Genomic DNA, 18,999 nt, shown 5'->3' with positions numbered 1-18,999 from the left:
GGCTGGAATCGGCCAAAACCGGGCTAGAATTGGGATGCTTTCGATGAGGAAATACCTGTTTTCGGCAGGATTCGCGCTCCTGTTGGCGGCGACCTCGGTCTCTGTCACCATGATGGTACCGCCGGCCTTCGCCAGTGAAATCAAGTATGTCGTCAACAACATGCCGATCACCACCGGCGACATCGCGCACCGGGCTGCCTTCCTGAAACTGCAGCGCAAGAAGGGTGACGCGGGTCAGGAAATGATCGACCAGACGCTGCGTATGGCGGAGGCCAGGCGTCTCGGCATCCGCATCTCCGACGCCCAGGTAGAGGCTGCCTATCAGCGCTTTGCCTCGAGCAACAAGATGCAGCTCAAGCAGCTCGACGGTGTCATGGCGCAGTCCGGCGTGACCAAGGAGCATTTCAAGGAATTCATCCGCTCCCAGATGGCGTGGAACCAGGCGCTGAGCGCACGCTACAGCGGCGGCGGCGGGCAGGTGAGCGAACAGGATCTGGTCAAGCGCATGCTCGAAAAAGGCGGCGCCAAGCCAAGCGCCACCGAGTACATGCTGCAGCAGGTGATCTTCGTGGTGCCGAAGGCCGAGCGCAGTGCCACACTCGCCAAACGCAAGCGCGAGGCCGAAGCCATGCGCGCCCGCTTCAATGGCTGCAACACCACGCGTGAATTCGCCAAGGGCCTGATCGACGTCACCGTTCGCGACCTCCCCCGATTGCTGGCGCCACAACTGCCGCCGGACTGGGCCGAGCAGATCAAGGCCACCAAGCTGGGCGGCGCCACGGCCGTGCGCGAGACCGATCGCGGCATTGAATTCATCGGCATCTGCTCGTCGCGCGAGGTTTCCGACGACAAGGCGGCCCAGATGGTGTTCCAGAGCGAAGGCAGCGGCGACAAGAACGCCGACGAGCTCTCGGCCAAATATGTCGAAGAGCTGAAGGCGAAAGCCAAGATCGTTACGCGCTGAACCGGCCCAGCCGTGCGTGAGACAGAGCTTCCGCTGGCGCTGAGCGTCGGCGATCCATCCGGCGTCGGTCCGGAAATCGCCATTGCCGCGTGGCAGAGCGCCCGCGGTTCCGGTGCCGCGCCCTTCTATCTTCTCGCCGATCCGGCGCTGATTGCCGCGCGGGCGCGCCGGCTCGGCGCGGCGGTGGCAATCGCCGAGACGGTGCCGGCCCAAGCGGCTGGTGTCTTTCAACACGCCTTGCCCGTGGTGCCGCTGGCGTCCCACTTCACCGATGATCCCGGCCGGCCCGACCCGGCCAATGCCGCCGGCATCATCGAGGCCATCGATCGCGCCGTCGCCGACTGCCTTGCCGGTCACGCGGCCGCGGTCGTCACCTGTCCGATCGCCAAGAAGCCGCTCTACGATGCCGGCTTCGGCTTTCCTGGCCACACCGAGTATCTGGCGCATCTGGCCTCGCTCCACACCGGCGGCACGGTGACGCCGGTGATGCTGATCGCCGGCCCCGAATTGCGCACCGTTCCTGTCACCATCCACATCGCGCTGGCCGAGGTGCCGAAGACGCTGACGACGGAGCTGATCGTTGCCATCGCGCGCATCACCGCGGGCGATCTTGCACGCCGTTTCGGCATCGCCAGGCCGAGGCTCGCGCTTGCCGGCCTCAATCCGCATGCCGGCGAAAGCGGCGCCATGGGGACAGAGGACGAGCGCATCATTCGTCCTGCGGTCGACATGTTGCGGGCGCAAGGCATCGATGCCTTCGGGCCGCTGCCGGCCGATACGATGTTTCATGCGCGCGCCCGCGCCGGCTACGACGTGGCGGTCTGCATGTATCATGACCAGGCGTTGATCCCGGCCAAGGCGCTGGCCTTCGACGAGGCCGTCAACGTCACGCTTGGCCTGCCGTTCATCCGCACCTCGCCCGATCACGGCACAGCCTTCGACATCGCCGGCAAGGGCATCGCACGTCCCGACAGCCTGATCGCGGCGCTGAAGCTGGCCCGCCGGCTGGCCGATACCGGCGCAAAGCCCGCAGCTGCATGAGCCCAAAATCATGAGCCAAATTCATGAGCATTGACGGGCTGCCGCCGCTGCGCGAGGTGATCGAGCGCCATGGACTGCAGGCAAAGAAGGCGCTTGGCCAGAATTTCCTGCTCGACCTCAATTTGACCGGCAAGATCGCGCGGGTCGCCGGCGACCTCACCGACAGCACGGTGATCGAGGTCGGCCCCGGCCCCGGCGGGCTGACCAGGGCGCTGCTCGCTGCCGGTGCCCGCCGCGTCGTCGCCATCGAGCGCGACGAACGCTGCCTTGCGGCCTTGGCCGAGGTCTCCAACCACTATCCGGGCCGGCTCGAGGTGATCAGCGGCGATGCGCTGAAGACGGATTTTGCCGCTCTTGCCAAGACCGCGTCACAAGACGGCCCGGTGAGGATTGCCGCCAACCTGCCCTACAATATCGGCACCGAGCTGTTGATCCGTTGGCTGACCGTGGCGGACTGGCCACCCTTCTATCAATCGATGACGCTGATGTTCCAGCGCGAGGTGGCCGAGCGCATTGTCGCCGGTGCCGGCAGCGATGCTTATGGCCGGCTCGGCGTGCTGGCGGGCTGGCGGACCGAGGCGAGGATCGCCTTCGACGTGCCGCCGCAAGCGTTCACGCCGCCACCCAAGGTAACGTCCTCGGTGGTGCATCTGGTGCCGCGCGCCAGCCCTTTGTCAACCGACGTGAAAAAACTCGGTCGCGTCACCGAAGCCGCTTTCGGCCAGCGCCGGAAAATGCTGCGGCAGAGCGTGAAGAGCCTGGGTGGCGAGGCACTGCTGACGCGCGCCGGCATCGATCCGACCCGGCGTGCGGAGACGCTCAGCGTCGAGGAATTCGTGCGGCTGACAAACGCGGTTTGACCGGCCGCGCTAGCGCCGCCTAGCAATCGTCATTCAAACGCATTACATTGACGTCGAAGGAGATTGCCATGCCAGTAAATGCACTGGTCCAGACGCGTATCGACGCCGACATCCGGGATCGAGCTTCGGCGGTGCTCGAAAGCATGGGGCTGACGGTCTCGGATGCGGTGCGGATATTGCTCACCCGAACCGCCAACGAGGGTGCGCTGCCCATCGATCTCGTCACAAACAACGAGGCGTATGATTTATGGTTTCGCGCCAAGGTTCGCGAAGCGCTCGACGACACCCGACAAGACATTGCTGATGATCAAGTCGAGGCGCATTTTGCCGAGAGACGCGCCGCGGCGCGGCGTTCGGGTGAACCTAAATCTTGAAGATCGTCTGGTCGCCATTCGCGTTTTCAGATCGCGACGGCATCTTCGCGCATATCGAGGCCGACAATCCTGCGGCCGCGATCGCCACCGATGAGCGGATCGTCGCCGCAATCAACCGTCTTCGGGACCTTCCCCAAAGCGGCCGGATCGGCAGGCTTGCAGGGACACGAGAGATCGTCATCGTCGGCACGCCATATGTCGCGGCCTATCAGCTGACCAACAGCACGATTCGAATCCTGCGCGTGCTTCACGGAGCGCAGCGTTGGCCGGACGATCTGCCAGGCAGCTGATGCGGCTAATTTAGATTGCCAGCGGTGGACGAGCTATTCCGTCTTCTCGTCCAGCAACCCCGAGACGAAATCGAACAGCCCGGGCCGGCGGTCGCGCCGCAGCCTTTCCGCCGTCACGATGCCACGCACTTCGGCGAAGGCGCGGTCGAGATCGTCGTTGACGATGACAAAGTCATATTCCTTCCAGTGCTCGATCTCGTTGCGGGCGTTCTTCAGCCTGGTCTCGATCACGTGCTCCTGGTCCTCGGCGCGGCGCTTGAGGCGCGACTTCAATTCCTTCATCGACGGCGGCAGGATGAAGATCGAGACAATGTCGGCGCGCATCTTCTCCTTGAGCTGCTGGGCGCCTTGCCAGTCGATGTCGAAGAGCATGTCACGGCCCTGCGCCAGCGCCAGTTCGGCCGGCTCGCGCGGCGTCGCGTAGCAATTGCCGTGCACCTCGGCCCATTCGAGCAACGCGTCGGAATCGCGCAGCCGCTCGAACTCGCGCGTGGTGCGGAAGTGATAGTGGACGCCCTCGATCTCCGAGCCGCGGCGTGGCCTGGTGGTGACCGAGACCGATAATTCCAGGCTGCCGTCGCTTTCCAGCAGGTTGCGCGCGATCGTCGACTTGCCGGCGCCCGACGGCGACGACAGGACCAGCATCAGCCCGCGGCGGCGAATGCGGGATCCGAGATCCCTGGCAACCATCGGCTCCTTGCCACCCATTCGGGTTTACTCCAGATTCTGGACCTGTTCGCGAAACTGGTCGACCACCGCCTTCAGTTCCAGCCCGATGGCGGTGACAGTGGCGGCGTTCGACTTGGAACACAGCGTATTCGATTCGCGGTTGAATTCCTGCGCCAGAAAATCGAGCTTGCGGCCGATGGCGCCGCCATTTGCCAGCAGCGCTCTGCCCGACGCCACATGCGTCTTCAGCCGATCGATCTCTTCACGGATATCGGCCTTGGTGGCCAGGAACGCCGCTTCCATGTGCAGCCGGCCGGCATCGAGATTGGCCGACGCATCCATCAGCAGCCGCACCTGTTCGGCGATCCGCTCGCGGATCGCCGCCGGTTCGCGCGACGGGTCGGCCTCGGCTTGAAGCGTCAGCGCCTCAATGGCGTCGATATGGCCGGAAAGCAGCGAACGCAGCGCTTCGCCCTCGTTCTGGCGTGCCTGCTCGAGACCTGTAAGCGCCGTTTCCAGCGCGGACAGGATTGACGCGTCGAGTGCTGCCCGCACCTCCTCGGTTTCGCTGGTTTCAGGGATATCGAGCACGCCGCGCAGGGAAAGCAGACCGTCGGCAGTTGCCGGACCAACACCGAACTGGTCCTGCAGCCGCTTGGCCAAGCCCGCCAGATCCCTGAGGAAGGCTTCGTTGACCACTGGCTGCGCCTGCTGGCCGGCGGCGCGGCCGACCGTCAGCGTCGCCTGGAAATTGCCCCGCGAAAAGCGCTTCTGCAGCGTCTGCCGCACAGTCGGTTCGAGCCGCTCGAAACCTTGCGGCAGCCGCAACCTGACCTCGACGCTCTTGCCGTTGACCGACTTGACCTCCCAGGCGATCGAGGCGCCGTCATGTTCGGCAACAGTGCGTGCAAATCCGGTCATGCTCTGCAAATTCATGATGCGGCTCGTGTCTCCCTGATGGTCCGATTCTAACAATTGCGCATGCGTTCGATATCACGGGCAGCGCGAATGTCAGAATCGCAACACCGGCAAGATCTTGATTTCCGCTGTCGTTTCGATCTCGCGGGGCTGAAATCGAGCGAAGCAGAGGCACCCGAGCAAGACCGAAGACGCTTCGAACGGCGCTACTCGTTCAAAGCAGCAGCGCGTCCGCCTCCGTCCGCATCGCTTAAGGTCGATCCGTCTGAAAGCGCCGGCCTGCTACTGGGCGGCACCCGTATCGCCGGCATCACCGCTGTCACCGGCGGCATCGCCACTTGCGTCACCGTTGTCGTCGCCATCCGCCGGCGCATCGGTCTGGCCCGGAGTCTTGGCGCCCTTGGCGGCGTCTTCAGCCTGCTTCTTCTGCAGTGCCCGGTAGCGGGCAACGTTCTCATTGTGCTCGGCAAGCGTGGTGGCAAAGACGTGGCCGCCGGTGCCGTCGGCGACGAAATAGAGATCATCGGTCTTCGACGGGTTGGCGACGGCTTCGAGCGCGGCGCGGCCGGGATTGGCGATCGGTGTCGGCGGCAGGCCGTTGATCAGATAGGTGTTGTAAGGCGTCTGTTTCTGGATGTCAGATTGATAAATCGGCCGGTCGGCGGGTTTGCCCTTGCCGCCGAACAGGCCGTAAATGATGGTCGGATCGGATTGCAGCCGCATGCCCTTGGCCAGACGGTTGAGGAAGACGGCGGCAACGCGCGAGCGCTCGTCGCCCCGGCCGGTTTCCTTTTCGACGATCGAGGCCAAGGTGACGAAGTCGTCGACATTGGCCAGAGGCAGGTCGGGCGCGCGCCGCTGCCAGACCTCGTCGACCAACTTCTTCTGGTCGGCGAGCAGCTTGTCGACCATCTGTTGGCGCGTGGCGCCGCGGGTAAAGCGCAGCGTGTCGGTGGCGAGGCTGCCCTCAGCCGGCTTGGCGGCCGGCATGTCGCCGGTCAGCGCATCCTGCTCGGCGATGCGCTGCAGCGCCTGCTCGACCGTCAGGCCCTCGGGAATGGTCAGCGAATACATCACCGACTTGCCGCTCTTCAGAAGCTCCATGATGTCGCGCATGGAGGCGCGCGGCTTTATCTCGTATTCGCCTGCCTTCAGCGCTGAATCATTGCCATAGACCCGCACGGCGATGCGGAAGATGCGGGCATCGCTGATCAGCCCACGCCGTTCGAGCTGGTCGGCAATATCCTGGACGCCGGTGCTCGGCTTGACCAGGAAGGTGTCGCCGGCCACCGACGGGCCCGGTTCGTTGAATGCCTGCTTGCCGAAATAGAGCGAAACGCCGGCGGCGAGGATCATCAACATCACCGCGGAGATGACGAAGTTCATGAACACGACGACTTGGCTGCGCGAGGCGCGCGAGCGCTTTGGTGGTGGTGTGCCGGCTTCCGGGCGCAAAGCTTCGGCCGCGGTCTTCGGCACGATCGGGCCGGTCTGCTGGTTTTGTCCGAATTGTCCGCTGCCGCCCGGATTGGTGTTCATTAGCGCCCTACCATCTGATCTCTTAGAGCGACCATGCGCCCGATTGGACGCACAGCGTGCCCTAACATTTCAAGCCTACGCATCGTGCTTTTAAAAAAAGCGCCTTCGGTTTCAGGCCGATGCGACGAATCCCCAGCGGCAGAGTAGGCTTGAATATGGCAAAATTGACGACAGACCGCTGGCGCGCCGGTCGATACCGCAATCAGCCTGTATAACGCTGGAATACCAGCGAAGCGTTGGTGCCGCCGAAGCCGAAGGAGTTGGACAGCGCCACGTCGACCTGGCGATGCCGTGGCGTGTTCGGAACAAGATCGATCGCGGTTTCGCGTTCCGGGTTGTCAAGATTGATGGTGGCTGGCGCGATGTTGTCTCTGATAGCGAGGATCGAAAAGATCGCCTCGGCGGCGCCCGCGGCACCCAGGAGATGGCCGATCGACGACTTGGTCGACGACATCGAGATTTTCGAGGCGGCGTTGCCGACCAGCCGCTCGACGGCGCCGAGTTCGATCGTGTCGGCCATGGTCGAGGTGCCGTGCGCGTTGATGTAGTCGACGTCGGCGGGCGTCAGCTTGGCCCGGTTCAGCGCCGCCGTCATGCAGCGGAAGGCGCCGTCGCCGTCTTCGGCCGGTGCAGTGATGTGATAGGCATCGCCGGTCAGGCCGTAGCCGGTGACCTCGGCATAGATCTTGGCGCCGCGCGCCTTGGCGTGTTCGAGTTCTTCCAGCACGACGACCCCGGCGCCCTCGCCCATGACGAAGCCGTCACGGTCGCGGTCATAGGGACGCGAGGCCTTCTCAGGCGTGTCGTTGCGGTCGGTGGACAGTGCCCGGCAAGCAGCGAAGCCGGCAAGCGATAGTCTGGTCACCGGCGATTCCGCGCCGCCGGCCAGCATCACGTCGGCATCGCCGAAGATGATCAGCCGGGCGGCATCGCCAATGGCGTGCGCGCCGGTCGAGCAGGCGGTGACGACGGCGTGGTTGGGGCCTTTCAGCCCATGCCGGATCGATACCTGGCCAGATACCAGGTTGATAATGTTGCCGGGAATGAAGAATGGACTGATACGGCGCGGTCCGCGCTCTTTCAGGATGATAGCGTTCTCGGCGATGCCCTCGAGGCCGCCAATGCCGGAGCCGATCATGACGCCGGTGGCGCAGCGCTCGGCTTCGGTGCTGGGCTCCCAGCCGGAATCCTTCAGCGCTTCGTCGGCGGCCGCAATCCCGTAAAGGATGAAGTCGCCGATCTTGCGCAGTTCCTTGGGCTCGAGCACGGCTTCGGGATTGAGCGTGCCGTTGGTGCCGTCACCGCGCGGAATGACGTGGGCTATCTTGCAGGCAAGATCTTCCACTTCGAACTCGGTGACGCGCTTGGCGGCGCTGCGGCCGGTCAGAAGTTCCTTCCAGCTGTGCTCGAAGCCCATGCCGAACGGCGAAACCAGGCCAAGGCCCGTGACGACGACACGCCTCATCGCAGGTCCTCCCCGGTGATGACTGCGGATAGTGTCAGGCCGAAGCCTTGTCGATGTACTTCACGGCATCGCCGACGGTCAGGATGGTCTCGGCCGCATCGTCCGGAATCTCGACGCCGAACTCTTCTTCGAAGGCCATGACGAGTTCGACCGTGTCGAGGCTGTCCGCGCCCAGATCATCGATGAAGCTCGCCTGCTCCGTCACCTTGTCGGCATCGACGCCAAGATGTTCGATGACGATCTTCTTGACGCGCTCTGCGGTGTCACTCATTTGGGGCATCCTCGTCTTTTGTTTGTCTGTCTTCGTTAGCGGGCAGAATGCCGCTAATCAAGCTGAAAGATGGTCCTGCCGGAAACGCAACGATGCCGGACCGGTTTTTGCCCGAACCGCCGGGTTGCGGGCCGCATTACACGAAAAATGGCTGAGGTCCAAGGCGAAATGGTCTCTTTTCACAAGCCGGCCATGTCTTCTTATCACCCGGCAATATCCCGTCAGATCATGGCCATGCCGCCGTTGACATGGATGGTCTGGCCGGTGACGTAGGCTGCCTCGTTGGAGGCGAGATAGGCGACGGCCGACGCCACTTCACCACTCGTGCCCATGCGGCGCGTCGGGATCGCGGCCATTATCGCGTCTTTCTGCTTGTCGTTGAGCTTGTCGGTCATGGCCGATTCGATAAAGCCCGGGGCGACGCAGTTGACGGTGATGTTGCGGGTGGCGATCTCCTGCGCCAGCGACTTGGAAAAGCCGATCATGCCGGCCTTGGAGGCGCAATAATTGGTCTGGCCAGGATTGCCGGTGACGCCGACCACCGAGGTGATGTTGATGATGCGGCCATGGCGGCGGCGCATCATCGGATGGGTCAGCTCGCGGGTCAGCCGGAACACGGCGGTGAGGTTCACCTCCAGCACGCTGTCCCAATCCGCGTCCGCCATGCGCACGAACAGGCCGTCCTTGGTGATGCCGGCATTGTTGACCAGTATGTCGACGCCTTCGAGTTCGGCTTCGGCCTTCTGACCAAGCGCCTTGACCTCGTCACGGTCGGCAAGATTGGCCGGGAACAGCTTTACCCGGTCGCCGAGTTCGCCGGCCAGGGTCTCCAGTTTCTCGATGCGGGTGCCGTGCAGGCCGACAATGGCGCCTTGCGCATGCAGCACCCGGGCAATCGCCTCGCCAATGCCGCCCGATGCGCCGGTGACGAGCGCCTTGCGGCCGGTCAGTTCGAACATTTTCGTCTCCTGATCTTAAGAGAACACCCTTCCCACGGGAGGGGTTGAATCGCCAGTGGATTATGCAAGCGCGGCCAGCGCCGCCTCGACATCGGCCGGCGTGCCGACGGCCGATGTGGCGATGTCGCGGCTGATCCGCCGCGCCAGGCCGGAAAGCACCTTGCCGGCGCCGATCTCAAACAGCGTGGCGACGCCATTGGCGCCGAACCACTCCACCGTTTCGCGCCAGCGCACGCGGCCGGTGATCTGCTCGACCAGGCGGCGCGCGATCTCGTCGGGGTCGCTGCTCGGGGCTACAGTGACGTTGGAGACGACGGGCACGACCGGTGCATTCTTGGTCACGCCGGCCAGCGCCTCGCGCATGACATCGGCCGCCGGCGCCATCAGCGCCGAATGGAAGGGGGCGGAGACCTGCAGCATCAGCGCCCGCTTGGCGCCCTTTTCGGTGCACAGTTTCGCGGCGAGTTCCACCGCCGCCCTGGCGCCGGAGATCACCAGCTGGCCGCCGCCATTGTCGTTGGCGATCTGGCAGACTTTGCCGGATCCCGTTGCGGCCTCGGTGCAAGCGGCTTCGACGTCGGGCTGTTCCAGTCCGATGATCGCCGCCATGGCGCCCTCGCCGGCCGGCACCGCCGCCTGCATGGCGTTGCCGCGGATGCGCAGCAGCCGGGCGGCATCGGCGACCGAAACGAAACCGGCCGCGGCAAGGGCGGAATATTCGCCGAGCGAATGACCGGCAACGTAGGCAACCTTGTCCTTCAGCGAAAAGCCGCGCGCTTCCAGCGAGCGGATCGCCGCCAGCGAGACCGCCATCAGCGCCGGCTGGGCATTGGCAGTCAGGGTCAGCGCCTCTTCCGGGCCTTCCCAGATCAGTTTCGACAGCTCTTCGCCCAACGCATCATCGACTTCCTCGAACACCCTGCGTGCCTCGGGGAAGGCGTCGGCGAGGTCCTTGCCCATGCCGACAGCCTGGCTGCCCTGTCCCGGAAAGGTGAATGCGACGGCCATTTGGGCGCTCTCCAGCGGCTGATTTTTCCTGCCTGTGACGCAAGGCGGACCGTCAAGTCAAGCCCGGAGGCGGCATTTCGGCTCTCGCTTGAACCGGAGCTGACCTCGAGTCCCTGTTCCCAAAGGCTTTTTGCCGATCACACCTGATGAAAACCGCTCACGAATCGTTTGCTGGCTCTTCTTATTTTCGCCACAGGCGCTAGCTTTTGCATGACAGTTCTATGACAGAACGGTGGCGCGAGTGGAAATACGCGTTGCTTGGGCCGGGGGAAGAGACGTGGCTAGGATCAGGAAGGGCGCGGCCGTACCCGCGCCACAATTCTTGGAAGACGATCCGTCCACCGGCTACCTGCCGGGGCGCAGATGGCCGGTCATCCGCTACGGTCTGGTCACGCTGCTTGCCTCCGCCATCCTGGTGTTCGCCATCGAATGGATCGTGCGCGGCGACTTCTTCGGCACGGTCGACTTCTTCCTGCAGCCATTCAAGCCGGGCTGGACCACCATCATTGTCTTTGCATTGGTGCTGATGGGACTGGACGCCGTGCTTGGCCGCAGTCACCAGAGCCTGATGATCGTGGCGCCGCTGACGCTGGCGCTGGCCTTTGTCGGGCATCAGAAGTCGCATTATCTCGGCGATCCACTCTACCCAACCGATTTTCTTTATTCGCGCCAGATCATGGCACTGATGCCGCTCCTGGTGCGCGAACGGCCCTGGACGGCGCTCGCCATGGCGGTCGGCATCGTCGCCGGCCTGTCGCTGCTGATCTATGGCTGGCGGTTGTGGCGCCGCAAGGTTCCGATCCTCAGCCGCAAAGGGCGGCTGGCGCGGCTGACGCTGGCAGTGCCGCTGCTCGCCTTCTTCGTCTCGATCATGGACTACGCCACCTTCTCGTGGACCCGCGACCGGCTGCAGATCATCCCGATCATGTGGGACCAGAAGGAGAACTACGCCTCCAACGGGTTTGCGCTGGCCTTCGCGCTCAACGTGCCGATGGCGCATGTCTCGGCGCCGGCGGGCTATTCCGACAAGGCGATCGACGCGATCGACAGGCCTGATGTGGCGGCCTCGGTACCGGATGAGAAACCCGACATCATCGTGGTGATGAGCGAATCTTTCTGGGATCCGACCAAGCTGCCCGGCGTCACAATCACGCCTGACCCGATCCCCAATGTGCGGGCGCTGCGTTCCGGCTATATGTTCTCGCCGGAATTCGGCGGCATGACCGCCAACATCGAATTCGAGGCGCTGACCGGCTTTTCCAATGCCTTCCTGCCGGCGGGCTCGATCCCCTACCAGCAATATGTGCGCACGCCGACGCCGTCGCTGGCGACCTTCCTGAAAAGCGAGGGCTACCGGGCGCGCGCCATCCATCCGGGCACCAACTGGTTTTGGAACAGAGGCGCCGTCTATGCCGATTTCGGCTTCAACGATTTCCGCTCGGAAGAGACGCTGCCGCCACTGGAAAAGCGCGGGCCGCTGGCTTCCGATGCCTCGATGACCGACGAGATCATCGCAGAGGCCGACGCCAGCGAGCGGCCGGTGTTCTTCTTCGCCGTCAGCCTGCAGAACCACGGTCCCTACGAGCCGTACCGCTATTACAATCCGACCCACAAGGTCGCGGCGCCGATCAGCACATGGGCGCGGGAATCGCTGCTCAGCTATGCCGAAGGCTCCGCCGATGCCGATCGCGGCCTCGAGCGGCTGATCGAATGGGCGAAGAAGCGCGACCGGCCGACGGTCATCGCCTTCTTCGGCGACCATCTGCCGCCGCTCGGCCCCGTCTATGTCGAAACCGGTTACCTGAAGGACAATGTCGCGCCGCGCAAGGAACCGACGCCGGCGGCGGCACTGGAGCATCATCAGACGCCGCTGGTCATCTGGTCTAACCGTACCGGTCCGGCGCAGGATATGGGCGCCGTGAGCCCGGCCTTCCTGCCCTACCACATCCTGACAACGGCCGGGATCACGCACCCCTACTACACCGGCTTCCTGGGCGCGCTGCGCGAACGCTATCGCGTCGTCGACCGCAATCTGCTTTTGACACCGTCAGGTGAGGCCACGCCGGACTGGGCGCGGCAGAAGGACGTTGATCCGGCGATCAACGATTACCGCTTGCTGCAATACGACATGATGTTCGGCAAGCGTAAGGCGGCTCCGGATTTCTTCCCCGAAACGATCAACGGTGGTACCCCGCATACGAGTTGATGCCTGGTATTTTTCCAACCCTGCGACGCCAGGACGCTGTCCGGAGCATGCGTTACCCTTGCCTTCCAGACAATTTGCTATATAGACGCCCGCAATCTGCCGGTCCTTGCTGGGGGCTGAACGGAGGGCCGGAGGTTTTACCCAAAACCTTCGTGTGAAGCCAGAAGCGCTTCCGCCTCCCGTGTCTCCGCTCTCGACCGTCTCGAAATGCTCCTTTCTTCCCCGCCCCTTCGGGATCAGCGGGTCAGAGAAGTTGCAGAGGCTTTTGCCGCGAGGATCCGGGAGAGAAACGAAGAAAGGCACTGAACCACTATGGCTTTATACGAACATGTGTTCCTTGCCCGGCAGGACCTCTCGCAGCAGCAGGTCGATGCGCTTGTCGAACAGTACAAGGGCGTCATCTCCGCAAATGGCGGGTCCGTCGGCCGGGTCGAGAACTGGGGACTGAAGTCCCTCACCTACCGGGTCAACAAGAACCGGAAGGCTTACTACACGCTTATGGACCTCAACTGCCCGCCGGCAGCGCTCAACGAGATGGAGCGCCAGATGGGCCTGTCCGAGGACGTGCTGCGTTTCCTGACCGTCAAGGTCGAGGCGCATGAGGAAGGCCCGTCGGCCATGATGCAGAAGCGCGAAGAGCGCTCGGAACGCGGCGGCTTCGGCGACCGCGACCGTGGTGATCGTGGTCCGCGCTCGTTTGGCGACCGTGACCGCGGCGACCGTGGCGATCGTCCGCCGCGCTCATTTGGCGACGCCGGTGGTGATCGTGGTCCGCGCCGTCCGCGCGAAGGCGTTGAAGGAGGTGCAGAATAATGGTCGACATCAATCAGATCCCGACCCGGCGCCCGTTCCATCGCCGCCGCAAGACCTGCCCGTTCTCCGGCGCCAACGCGCCCAAGATCGACTACAAGGACGTGCGTCTTCTGCAGCGCTACATTTCCGAGCGTGGCAAGATCGTGCCGTCGCGCATCACCGCCGTAAGCCAGAAGAAGCAGCGCGAACTCGCCAAGGCGATCAAGCGCGCCCGCTTCCTCGGCCTGCTGCCCTACGTGGTTCGCTAAGACTTTCGAGCAGGCGGTTCGCCGCCTGCTTCCTTCTCCCACGGCGACGGGCGCCGCAGGGGTAATTTGATGATGCATGTCGTTGTCCCAAAACCGGGACCACTCTTGGCGACGTGCATTGAAATCCCGAGTTGAGGTGAAAAGCCTCTAACTGCCGCGACAGGCAGGACAGCGACACCGGCGCCAAGGCGCTCAGAGCTTCCTGACCTGTTCCATTCAATTCGGCGCCGATCCCGCGGTCGGTGCCCAGACGAAGGAATAAGACCATGCAAGTGATTCTTCTCGAACGCGTTTCCCGCCTCGGCCAGATGGGCGATACCGTCAAGGTCAAGGACGGCTTTGCCCGCAACTTCCTCTTGCCGCAGGGCAAGGCGCTGCGCGCCAACGAAGCCAACAAGAAGAAGTTCGAAGGGCAGCGCGCGCAGCTCGAAGCGCGCAACCTCGAGCGCAAGTCGGAAGCCAGCCAGGTTGCCGAAAAGCTCGACGGCAAGAGCTTCATCGCCGTGCGTTCGGCCGGCGAGACAGGCCAGCTCTACGGTTCGGTGTCGACCCGCGACATCGCCGACCTGCTGACCGCCGAAGGGTTCTCGGTCAACCGCAACCAGATCCAGCTCAACCAGCCGATCAAGACTATCGGCGTCACCAATGTGGCGATTGCGCTGCATCCGGAAGTCGAGGTCACCATCAGCCTCAACATCGCCCGCACGGCCGACGAAGCCGAGCGCCAGGCCAAGGGCGAGACGCTGACCACCGCCGAAGCCATCTATGGCGATGACATCAACGACAACGCACGGCCGGAGAACTTCTTCGACCCGAACACCGAGTTCGAAGGCGGCGAAGAAGACAACGCCTGATCCCGCACGGGGCCTGATCGGGAAGCGAGGGGAGCAGCGCTCCAATCACTTCCTCGTCATCCAGCCTTTCTGGACCAATGCCCGGGCCTCTCGCCCGGGCATTTTTGTGCCAAATGGAACTTTTCGAACCCCTATATATTGTTGCAGAATTGGTCCGCCAGTCTGACCGTGAGGGGACATTTGGTGATGAATATTCTGTTGAAGCGCGTTCTCGACCGCCTGGTGCGTACGGGCAATCTGAAAGTCACCGGGCCGAAGGGCTCGACAGTGGTTTTCGGCGACGGCAGCGGCGAGCCGGTGCGTATGCACATCAAGACCGCGCATGCCGAGCGCGCCATTACCTTCGATCCGATGCTGGCCGTGCCGGAAGCCTATATGGACGGCGAACTCGACATCATCGAGGGCGGCGTACTGGGTATGATGCGCATCGCCTTCCAGAACATGGGCAGCGGCGGTATCGACGCCACCTGGTCGAAGGCCATCGAGGGTCTGCGCCACGCCTTTCGCCGCCTGCAGCAGATCAACACCGCATCACGGGCGCGCCGCAACGTGCAGCGCCACTATGATTTGTCGGGTGACCTCTACCGGCTCTTCCTAGACGACGACATGCAGTATTCCTGCGCCTATTTCGAACAGCCGGACATGACGCTCGACGAGGCGCAGATGGCCAAGAAACGCCATATCGCCGCCAAGCTCAGGCTAAAGGCCGGCCAGACCGTGCTCGATATCGGCTCCGGCTGGGGTGGGCTCGGCCTCTATCTCGCCAAGGCTTTCGATGTCGACGTGCAAGGCGTGACGCTGTCGACCGAGCAGCACGGCGTCGCCACCGACCGGGCGCATGCGCAAGGCTTGCAGGACCGCGTGCATTTCGACCTCAAGGACTACCGCGAACTCAACGAACGCTTCGACCGCATCGTCTCGGTCGGCATGTTCGAGCATGTCGGCGTCAACCACTTCCGCACTTTCTTCGACAAGTCGGCGACGCTGTTGAAGCCGGACGGCGTCATGCTCTTGCACACGATCGGCCGCTCCGGCGTGCCGTGGGCGACCAGCGCCTTCATCCGCAAGTACATTTTTCCGGGCGGCTACATTCCTTCGCTGTCGGAGGTGATGCCGGCGATCGAGAAGTCGGGCCTTGTAGTCACCGACATCGAGATTCTGCGGCTGCACTATGCCGATACGCTGAAGCATTGGGGCCAGCGCTTTGCCGCCAACCGGGACAAGGCCAAGGCCATCTATGACGAGCGCTTCTGCAGGATGTGGGAGTTCTATCTGGCGGCTTCGGAAGCCGCCTTCCGCTGGCAGGATCTGGTGATCTTCCAGATCCAGATCGCCAAGAAGAACGACACGCTGCCGATGACGCGCGACTACATGGCCAAATGTGAAAAGGCGCTCGAAATGCGCGAAATGGGGCATCGTCAGGAGGCGGCGGCCGCCGAGCCTGCTGTCGCCAGGTCTGTGCCTGCCAGGTCCGTTGCTGTCAGGTCCGTTGCGGCCAAGCCAGCGCGCCGTCGCAAGGTGGCGGATCGCGAATAACGCCTCGATTGCGATTGCCGCTTGCCATTGACGGCTCTGACACTGAAAAAGGTCTCGTTCTCGCGAGACCTTTTTTAATGACCTGCCTGCCCACCATCGCCACCACCCTTGTCGAGTTCGCCCGCGCCTCGGTGCTCGCGCCACGCGGAGCCTGAGCGTGGAACTCCCCGCCTCGCTGCGACAAGGCGTCGAGCGCCTGCTCGAAACGATACCGCTGGCGGTGCTGCGCCAGGCGGCGAAGACGCTGTCTGACCGCTACCGCGCCGAATTGCGCGACGGCCGCCTGCACATGGCCGAAGAGATGGCGGTAAAAGCCTATCTGGCGACGCGGCTGCCGGCGACCTACGCGGCGGTACGGGCCGGTCTCGACGAACTCGCCTATGCGCGGCCCGATTTCCAGCCAACGAGCTTGCTCGATGTCGGCGCCGGTCCTGGCACGGTGCTTTGGGCCACTACAGACCTGTGGCCCGACCTCGAAGAGGCGGTTCTGGTTGAAGCAAGCGCCGCGGTGCGCAAGGTTGGCCAGTCGCTCGCCCTTGATACCATCGCCACCAGGATGGACTGGCGCGCCGGCGACGTGACCATCGACCTTGCCGATCTCAAGCCTGCCGATCTGGTCACCTGCGCCTATGTGCTGGACGAGATCGCGCCGGCATCGCTGCCGAAGCTTGTCGGCCGGCTCTGGCAGTTGACCGGCGACACACTGCTGATCGTCGAGCCCGGCACACCGGCCGGCTGGCAGCGCATCCTGGCAGTGCGCAGGCAATTGCTGGAGGCCGGGGCGCACGTGCTGGCGCCTTGTCCGCATGAGGCGCCCTGCCCGCTTGAGCCGCCCGACTGGTGCCATTTTTCGCGCCGCGTCGCCCGCTCGCGCCGGCACCGCCTGGCCAAGGACGCCGACGTGCCGTGGGAGGACGAGAAATTCATCTACGTCGCGGCGTCGCGGCAAGCCGCGCCTGTACGTCAGCCGCGCGTGATTGCGCCGCCGAAATCGGGCTCCGGCAAGGTGCTGCTCAAACTGTGCCAGCCGGATGGCGGCGCCGGCGAGACACTTTTCACCAAGCGCGAGGGCGAGCTGTTCAAGGCAGCGCGGCGGCTGGACTGGGGCGATACATTGGACGGAAGAAGCGGGTAATCACCGAGATTGTTCTTGCTCTGTTCCAACGACTCGGATAGAAGTCAGCGCCTTTCTGAGTCAACCGGAATCGGGGCGCGGAAACACTCTTCTGTGGACGGTTTGCCGCCCCTGTGAACAACGGGGCATCGAGGTTGATTGGTCGTGCGGTGATGCAGAAAGGTCAGCACCGATTTATCTCGTTCTGATATCGAGAAGCCGGGATCAAAATCGGGGACATCATGGCAGAGGCAGCGCGAAAATTCGGCGTGGCGGAGCAGCAACCGCTTTATCGTGAAGCGCCGAACAACATCGAGGCCGAGCAGGCGCTGCTCGGCGCCATCCTCGTCAACAACGATGCCTTCTACCGCGTCTCCGACTTCCTCAAGGCCGGCCATTTCTACGAGCCGCTGCACCGGAAAATCTTCGAGGTCGCGGCCGAGCTAATCCGCATGGGCAAGGTGGCGACGCCGATCACGCTGAAAACCTTCCTGCCGGCCGACGAGAAGGTCGGCGACATGACGGTGGCGCAATATGTGGTTCGTCTGGCGGTCGAAGCCGTCACCGTCGTCAATGCCACCGATTATGGCCGCGCCATCTACGATCTGGCCACGCGCCGGGCACTGATTACCGTCGGCGAGGACATGGTCAACATCGCCTATGACGCGCCGGTCGACATGGCGCCGTCCGAACAGATCGAGGATGCCGAGCGGCGGCTGTTCGAACTGGCCGAAACCGGCCGCTATGATGGCGGCTTCGAGAGCTTCACCGACGCGGTCAAGACCGCCGTCGACATGGCCAACGCCGCCTATATGCGCGACGGCCATTTGTCGGGCCTCGCCACCGGCATGCGCGATCTCGACCGCCGCATGGGTGGCCTGCAGGCGTCGGATCTGATCATCATTGCCGGCCGTCCGGGCATGGGCAAGACGTCGCTCGCCACCAACATCGCCTTCAACATTGCCGAGATGTATGAGCCGGCGCAGCAGGCCGACGGCTCGTTCAAGGCAGCCAATGGCGGCGTCGTCGGCTTCTTCTCGCTGGAAATGTCGTCCGAGCAGCTCGCCACCCGCATCATTTCCGAACAGACGGAAATTTCGTCGTCAAAAATCCGCCGCGGCGAGATTTCGGAGATGGATTTCGAAAAGCTGGTCGCCTGCTCGCAGACCATGCAGAAGATCCCGCTGTTCATCGACCAGACCGGCGGTATCTCGATCGCGCAGCTGTCGGCGCGGGCGCGGCGGCTGAAGCGTCAGCGCGGCCTCGACCTCATCGTCATCGACTATATCCAGCTGATGCAGGGGTCGAGCGCGAAATCGTCACAGAACCGGGTGCAGGAAATCACCGAGATCACCACCGGCCTCAAGGCGCTGGCCAAGGAACTCTCCGTTCCGATCATCGCGCTGTCGCAGCTGTCGCGTCAGGTCGAAAGCCGCGAAGACAAACGCCCGCAGCTGTCCGATCTTCGCGAATCCGGCTCGATCGAGCAGGACGCCGACGTGGTGATGTTCGTCTACCGCGAGGAATATTATCTGAAGAACCGCGAACCGAAGCCCGGCACCGACGAATACATCAAGTGGGAACACGAGATGAACGAGATGCGCGGCAAGGCCGAAGTCATCGTCGCCAAGCAGCGCCACGGCCCGACAGGTTCGGTGAGCCTCGCCTTCCATGGCGAGTTCACACGGTTTTCCGACCTCGCCGAAGAGCATCATATTGCGGAGAGGTTCGAGTAGCTTTTTGGCCTACCGCAGCGCTCCGTCACACCCCCCTCTGGCCTGCCGGCCATCTCCCCCGCAAGGGGGGAGATCAGCAGCTTTGCGAATGGCGCTCATCTTGCGACGTTGGGGATTGGCGAAAGCAGCGACGA

General features: G+C 63.6%; 19 protein-coding genes. 12 read left to right on the top strand and 7 right to left on the bottom strand.

Annotation, left to right across the window (positions count from 1 at the left end; translation table 11 throughout):
- Window positions 1-34 precede the first annotated feature (34 nt).
- The 5 genes from NKI88_RS07505 (at window position 35) to NKI88_RS07485 (ending at window position 3,529) form a co-directional block, all read left to right on the top strand.
- Window positions 35-964, top strand: coding sequence for a peptidylprolyl isomerase (locus tag NKI88_RS07505; protein ID WP_023738609.1), 930 nt, complete (start codon window positions 35-37; stop codon window positions 962-964).
- 12 nt (window positions 965-976) lie between these two features.
- Window positions 977-2,005: a 4-hydroxythreonine-4-phosphate dehydrogenase PdxA gene (gene pdxA, locus NKI88_RS07500; protein WP_352654433.1), complete on the top strand. Its 1,029-nt coding sequence runs from the start codon at window positions 977-979 to the stop codon at window positions 2,003-2,005.
- A gap of 23 nt (window positions 2,006-2,028) precedes the next feature.
- Window positions 2,029-2,865, top strand: coding sequence for a 16S rRNA (adenine(1518)-N(6)/adenine(1519)-N(6))-dimethyltransferase RsmA (gene rsmA, locus NKI88_RS07495; protein WP_352626448.1), 837 nt, complete (start codon window positions 2,029-2,031; stop codon window positions 2,863-2,865).
- A 68-nt stretch (window positions 2,866-2,933) separates the two neighbouring features.
- Window positions 2,934-3,239 carry a type II toxin-antitoxin system RelB/DinJ family antitoxin gene (locus NKI88_RS07490; RefSeq protein ID WP_352654431.1) on the top strand — a complete coding sequence of 102 codons (306 nt, stop codon included), beginning with the start codon at window positions 2,934-2,936 and terminating at the stop codon, window positions 3,237-3,239.
- A complete protein-coding gene (locus NKI88_RS07485; protein ID WP_352626446.1) occupies window positions 3,236-3,529 on the top strand; it encodes a type II toxin-antitoxin system RelE/ParE family toxin in 294 nt (97 codons plus the stop codon). Before NKI88_RS07490 ends, NKI88_RS07485 begins: the two co-directional genes overlap by 4 nt.
- Before the next feature lie 33 nt (window positions 3,530-3,562).
- Here the strand turns inward: NKI88_RS07485 and gmk are convergent, their stop codons facing one another.
- The 7 genes from gmk to fabD all read right to left on the bottom strand — a co-directional run bounded on the left by gmk (window position 3,563) and on the right by fabD (window position 10,358).
- Complete coding sequence (gene gmk / locus NKI88_RS07480) at window positions 3,563-4,237, bottom strand: guanylate kinase (RefSeq protein WP_023672729.1); 675 nt, start codon at window positions 4,235-4,237, stop codon at window positions 3,563-3,565.
- Window positions 4,238-4,243: 6 nt separating this feature from the next.
- Window positions 4,244-5,134, bottom strand: a complete 891-nt coding sequence (locus NKI88_RS07475) for a YicC/YloC family endoribonuclease (protein ID WP_023685689.1) — start codon at window positions 5,132-5,134, stop codon at window positions 4,244-4,246.
- A 264-nt stretch (window positions 5,135-5,398) separates the two neighbouring features.
- Window positions 5,399-6,655, bottom strand: coding sequence for an endolytic transglycosylase MltG (gene mltG / locus NKI88_RS07470; RefSeq protein ID WP_023715070.1), 1,257 nt, complete (start codon window positions 6,653-6,655; stop codon window positions 5,399-5,401).
- 202 nt (window positions 6,656-6,857) lie between these two features.
- On the bottom strand, window positions 6,858-8,120 hold the full coding sequence (gene fabF / locus NKI88_RS07465) for a beta-ketoacyl-ACP synthase II (protein WP_023685687.1): 1,263 nt from the start codon (window positions 8,118-8,120) through the stop codon (window positions 6,858-6,860).
- A gap of 34 nt (window positions 8,121-8,154) precedes the next feature.
- A complete protein-coding gene (locus NKI88_RS07460; RefSeq protein WP_006203723.1) occupies window positions 8,155-8,391 on the bottom strand; it encodes an acyl carrier protein in 237 nt (78 codons plus the stop codon).
- Window positions 8,392-8,612: 221 nt separating this feature from the next.
- The gene (fabG, locus tag NKI88_RS07455) at window positions 8,613-9,350 is read right to left on the bottom strand and encodes a 3-oxoacyl-[acyl-carrier-protein] reductase (RefSeq protein WP_352625997.1); all 738 of its coding nucleotides are present in this window, start codon (window positions 9,348-9,350) and stop codon (window positions 8,613-8,615) included.
- A 60-nt stretch (window positions 9,351-9,410) separates the two neighbouring features.
- On the bottom strand, window positions 9,411-10,358 hold the full coding sequence (gene fabD, locus NKI88_RS07450) for an ACP S-malonyltransferase (RefSeq protein ID WP_352654429.1): 948 nt from the start codon (window positions 10,356-10,358) through the stop codon (window positions 9,411-9,413).
- A 277-nt stretch (window positions 10,359-10,635) separates the two neighbouring features.
- Here fabD and NKI88_RS07445 point away from each other — a divergent pair, with 277 nt between their 5' ends.
- The 7 genes from NKI88_RS07445 to NKI88_RS07415 all read left to right on the top strand — a co-directional run bounded on the left by NKI88_RS07445 (window position 10,636) and on the right by NKI88_RS07415 (window position 18,865).
- On the top strand, window positions 10,636-12,564 hold the full coding sequence (locus NKI88_RS07445; RefSeq protein ID WP_023826920.1) for an LTA synthase family protein: 1,929 nt from the start codon (window positions 10,636-10,638) through the stop codon (window positions 12,562-12,564).
- A gap of 312 nt (window positions 12,565-12,876) precedes the next feature.
- A complete protein-coding gene (rpsF, locus tag NKI88_RS07440) occupies window positions 12,877-13,377 on the top strand; it encodes a 30S ribosomal protein S6 (RefSeq protein WP_023672722.1) in 501 nt (166 codons plus the stop codon).
- The gene (gene rpsR / locus NKI88_RS07435; protein ID WP_006203718.1) at window positions 13,377-13,625 is read left to right on the top strand and encodes a 30S ribosomal protein S18; all 249 of its coding nucleotides are present in this window, start codon (window positions 13,377-13,379) and stop codon (window positions 13,623-13,625) included. Before rpsF ends, rpsR begins: the two co-directional genes overlap by 1 nt.
- Window positions 13,626-13,891: 266 nt before the next feature.
- On the top strand, window positions 13,892-14,479 hold the full coding sequence (gene rplI / locus NKI88_RS07430) for a 50S ribosomal protein L9 (RefSeq protein WP_023672721.1): 588 nt from the start codon (window positions 13,892-13,894) through the stop codon (window positions 14,477-14,479).
- 186 nt (window positions 14,480-14,665) lie between these two features.
- Window positions 14,666-16,015 (top strand): cyclopropane fatty acid synthase, encoded by a 1,350-nt coding sequence (locus NKI88_RS07425; RefSeq protein ID WP_352654427.1) that lies wholly within the window; start codon window positions 14,666-14,668, stop codon window positions 16,013-16,015.
- Window positions 16,016-16,172: 157 nt separating this feature from the next.
- Window positions 16,173-17,150: a small ribosomal subunit Rsm22 family protein gene (locus tag NKI88_RS07420; RefSeq protein WP_023705362.1), complete on the top strand. Its 978-nt coding sequence runs from the start codon at window positions 16,173-16,175 to the stop codon at window positions 17,148-17,150.
- Between the two features lie 221 nt (window positions 17,151-17,371).
- A complete protein-coding gene (locus tag NKI88_RS07415; protein WP_023672717.1) occupies window positions 17,372-18,865 on the top strand; it encodes a replicative DNA helicase in 1,494 nt (497 codons plus the stop codon).
- Window positions 18,866-18,999 lie beyond the last annotated feature (134 nt).

The sequence above is a fragment of the Mesorhizobium sp. M0317 genome, from assembly GCF_040321555.1.
In the GTDB taxonomy this organism is placed as follows: Bacteria; Pseudomonadota; Alphaproteobacteria; order Rhizobiales; family Rhizobiaceae; genus Mesorhizobium.
The sequence above is the reverse complement of the archived record's forward strand: the minus strand, read 5'-3'. Positions and strand labels throughout refer to the sequence as shown.

Bases quoted from the DNA above. Each gene is read 5' to 3' on its own strand.
- NKI88_RS07505 (WP_023738609.1), top strand. From the start codon at position 35: ATGCTTTCGATGAGGAAATACCTGTTTTCGGCAGGATTCGCGCTCCTG.
- rsmA (WP_352626448.1), top strand. From the start codon at position 2,029: ATGAGCATTGACGGGCTGCCGCCGCTGCGCGAGGTGATCGAGCGCCAT.
- NKI88_RS07490 (WP_352654431.1), top strand. From the start codon at position 2,934: ATGCCAGTAAATGCACTGGTCCAGACGCGTATCGACGCCGACATCCGG.
- gmk (WP_023672729.1), bottom strand. From the start codon at position 4,237: ATGGGTGGCAAGGAGCCGATGGTTGCCAGGGATCTCGGATCCCGCATT.
- NKI88_RS07475 (WP_023685689.1), bottom strand. From the start codon at position 5,134: ATGAATTTGCAGAGCATGACCGGATTTGCACGCACTGTTGCCGAACAT.
- mltG (WP_023715070.1), bottom strand. From the start codon at position 6,655: ATGAACACCAATCCGGGCGGCAGCGGACAATTCGGACAAAACCAGCAG.
- fabF (WP_023685687.1), bottom strand. From the start codon at position 8,120: ATGAGGCGTGTCGTCGTCACGGGCCTTGGCCTGGTTTCGCCGTTCGGC.
- NKI88_RS07460 (WP_006203723.1), bottom strand. From the start codon at position 8,391: ATGAGTGACACCGCAGAGCGCGTCAAGAAGATCGTCATCGAACATCTT.
- fabG (WP_352625997.1), bottom strand. From the start codon at position 9,350: ATGTTCGAACTGACCGGCCGCAAGGCGCTCGTCACCGGCGCATCGGGC.
- fabD (WP_352654429.1), bottom strand. From the start codon at position 10,358: ATGGCCGTCGCATTCACCTTTCCGGGACAGGGCAGCCAGGCTGTCGGC.
- rpsF (WP_023672722.1), top strand. From the start codon at position 12,877: ATGGCTTTATACGAACATGTGTTCCTTGCCCGGCAGGACCTCTCGCAG.
- rpsR (WP_006203718.1), top strand. From the start codon at position 13,377: ATGGTCGACATCAATCAGATCCCGACCCGGCGCCCGTTCCATCGCCGC.
- rplI (WP_023672721.1), top strand. From the start codon at position 13,892: ATGCAAGTGATTCTTCTCGAACGCGTTTCCCGCCTCGGCCAGATGGGC.
- NKI88_RS07425 (WP_352654427.1), top strand. From the start codon at position 14,666: ATGAATATTCTGTTGAAGCGCGTTCTCGACCGCCTGGTGCGTACGGGC.
- NKI88_RS07415 (WP_023672717.1), top strand. From the start codon at position 17,372: ATGGCAGAGGCAGCGCGAAAATTCGGCGTGGCGGAGCAGCAACCGCTT.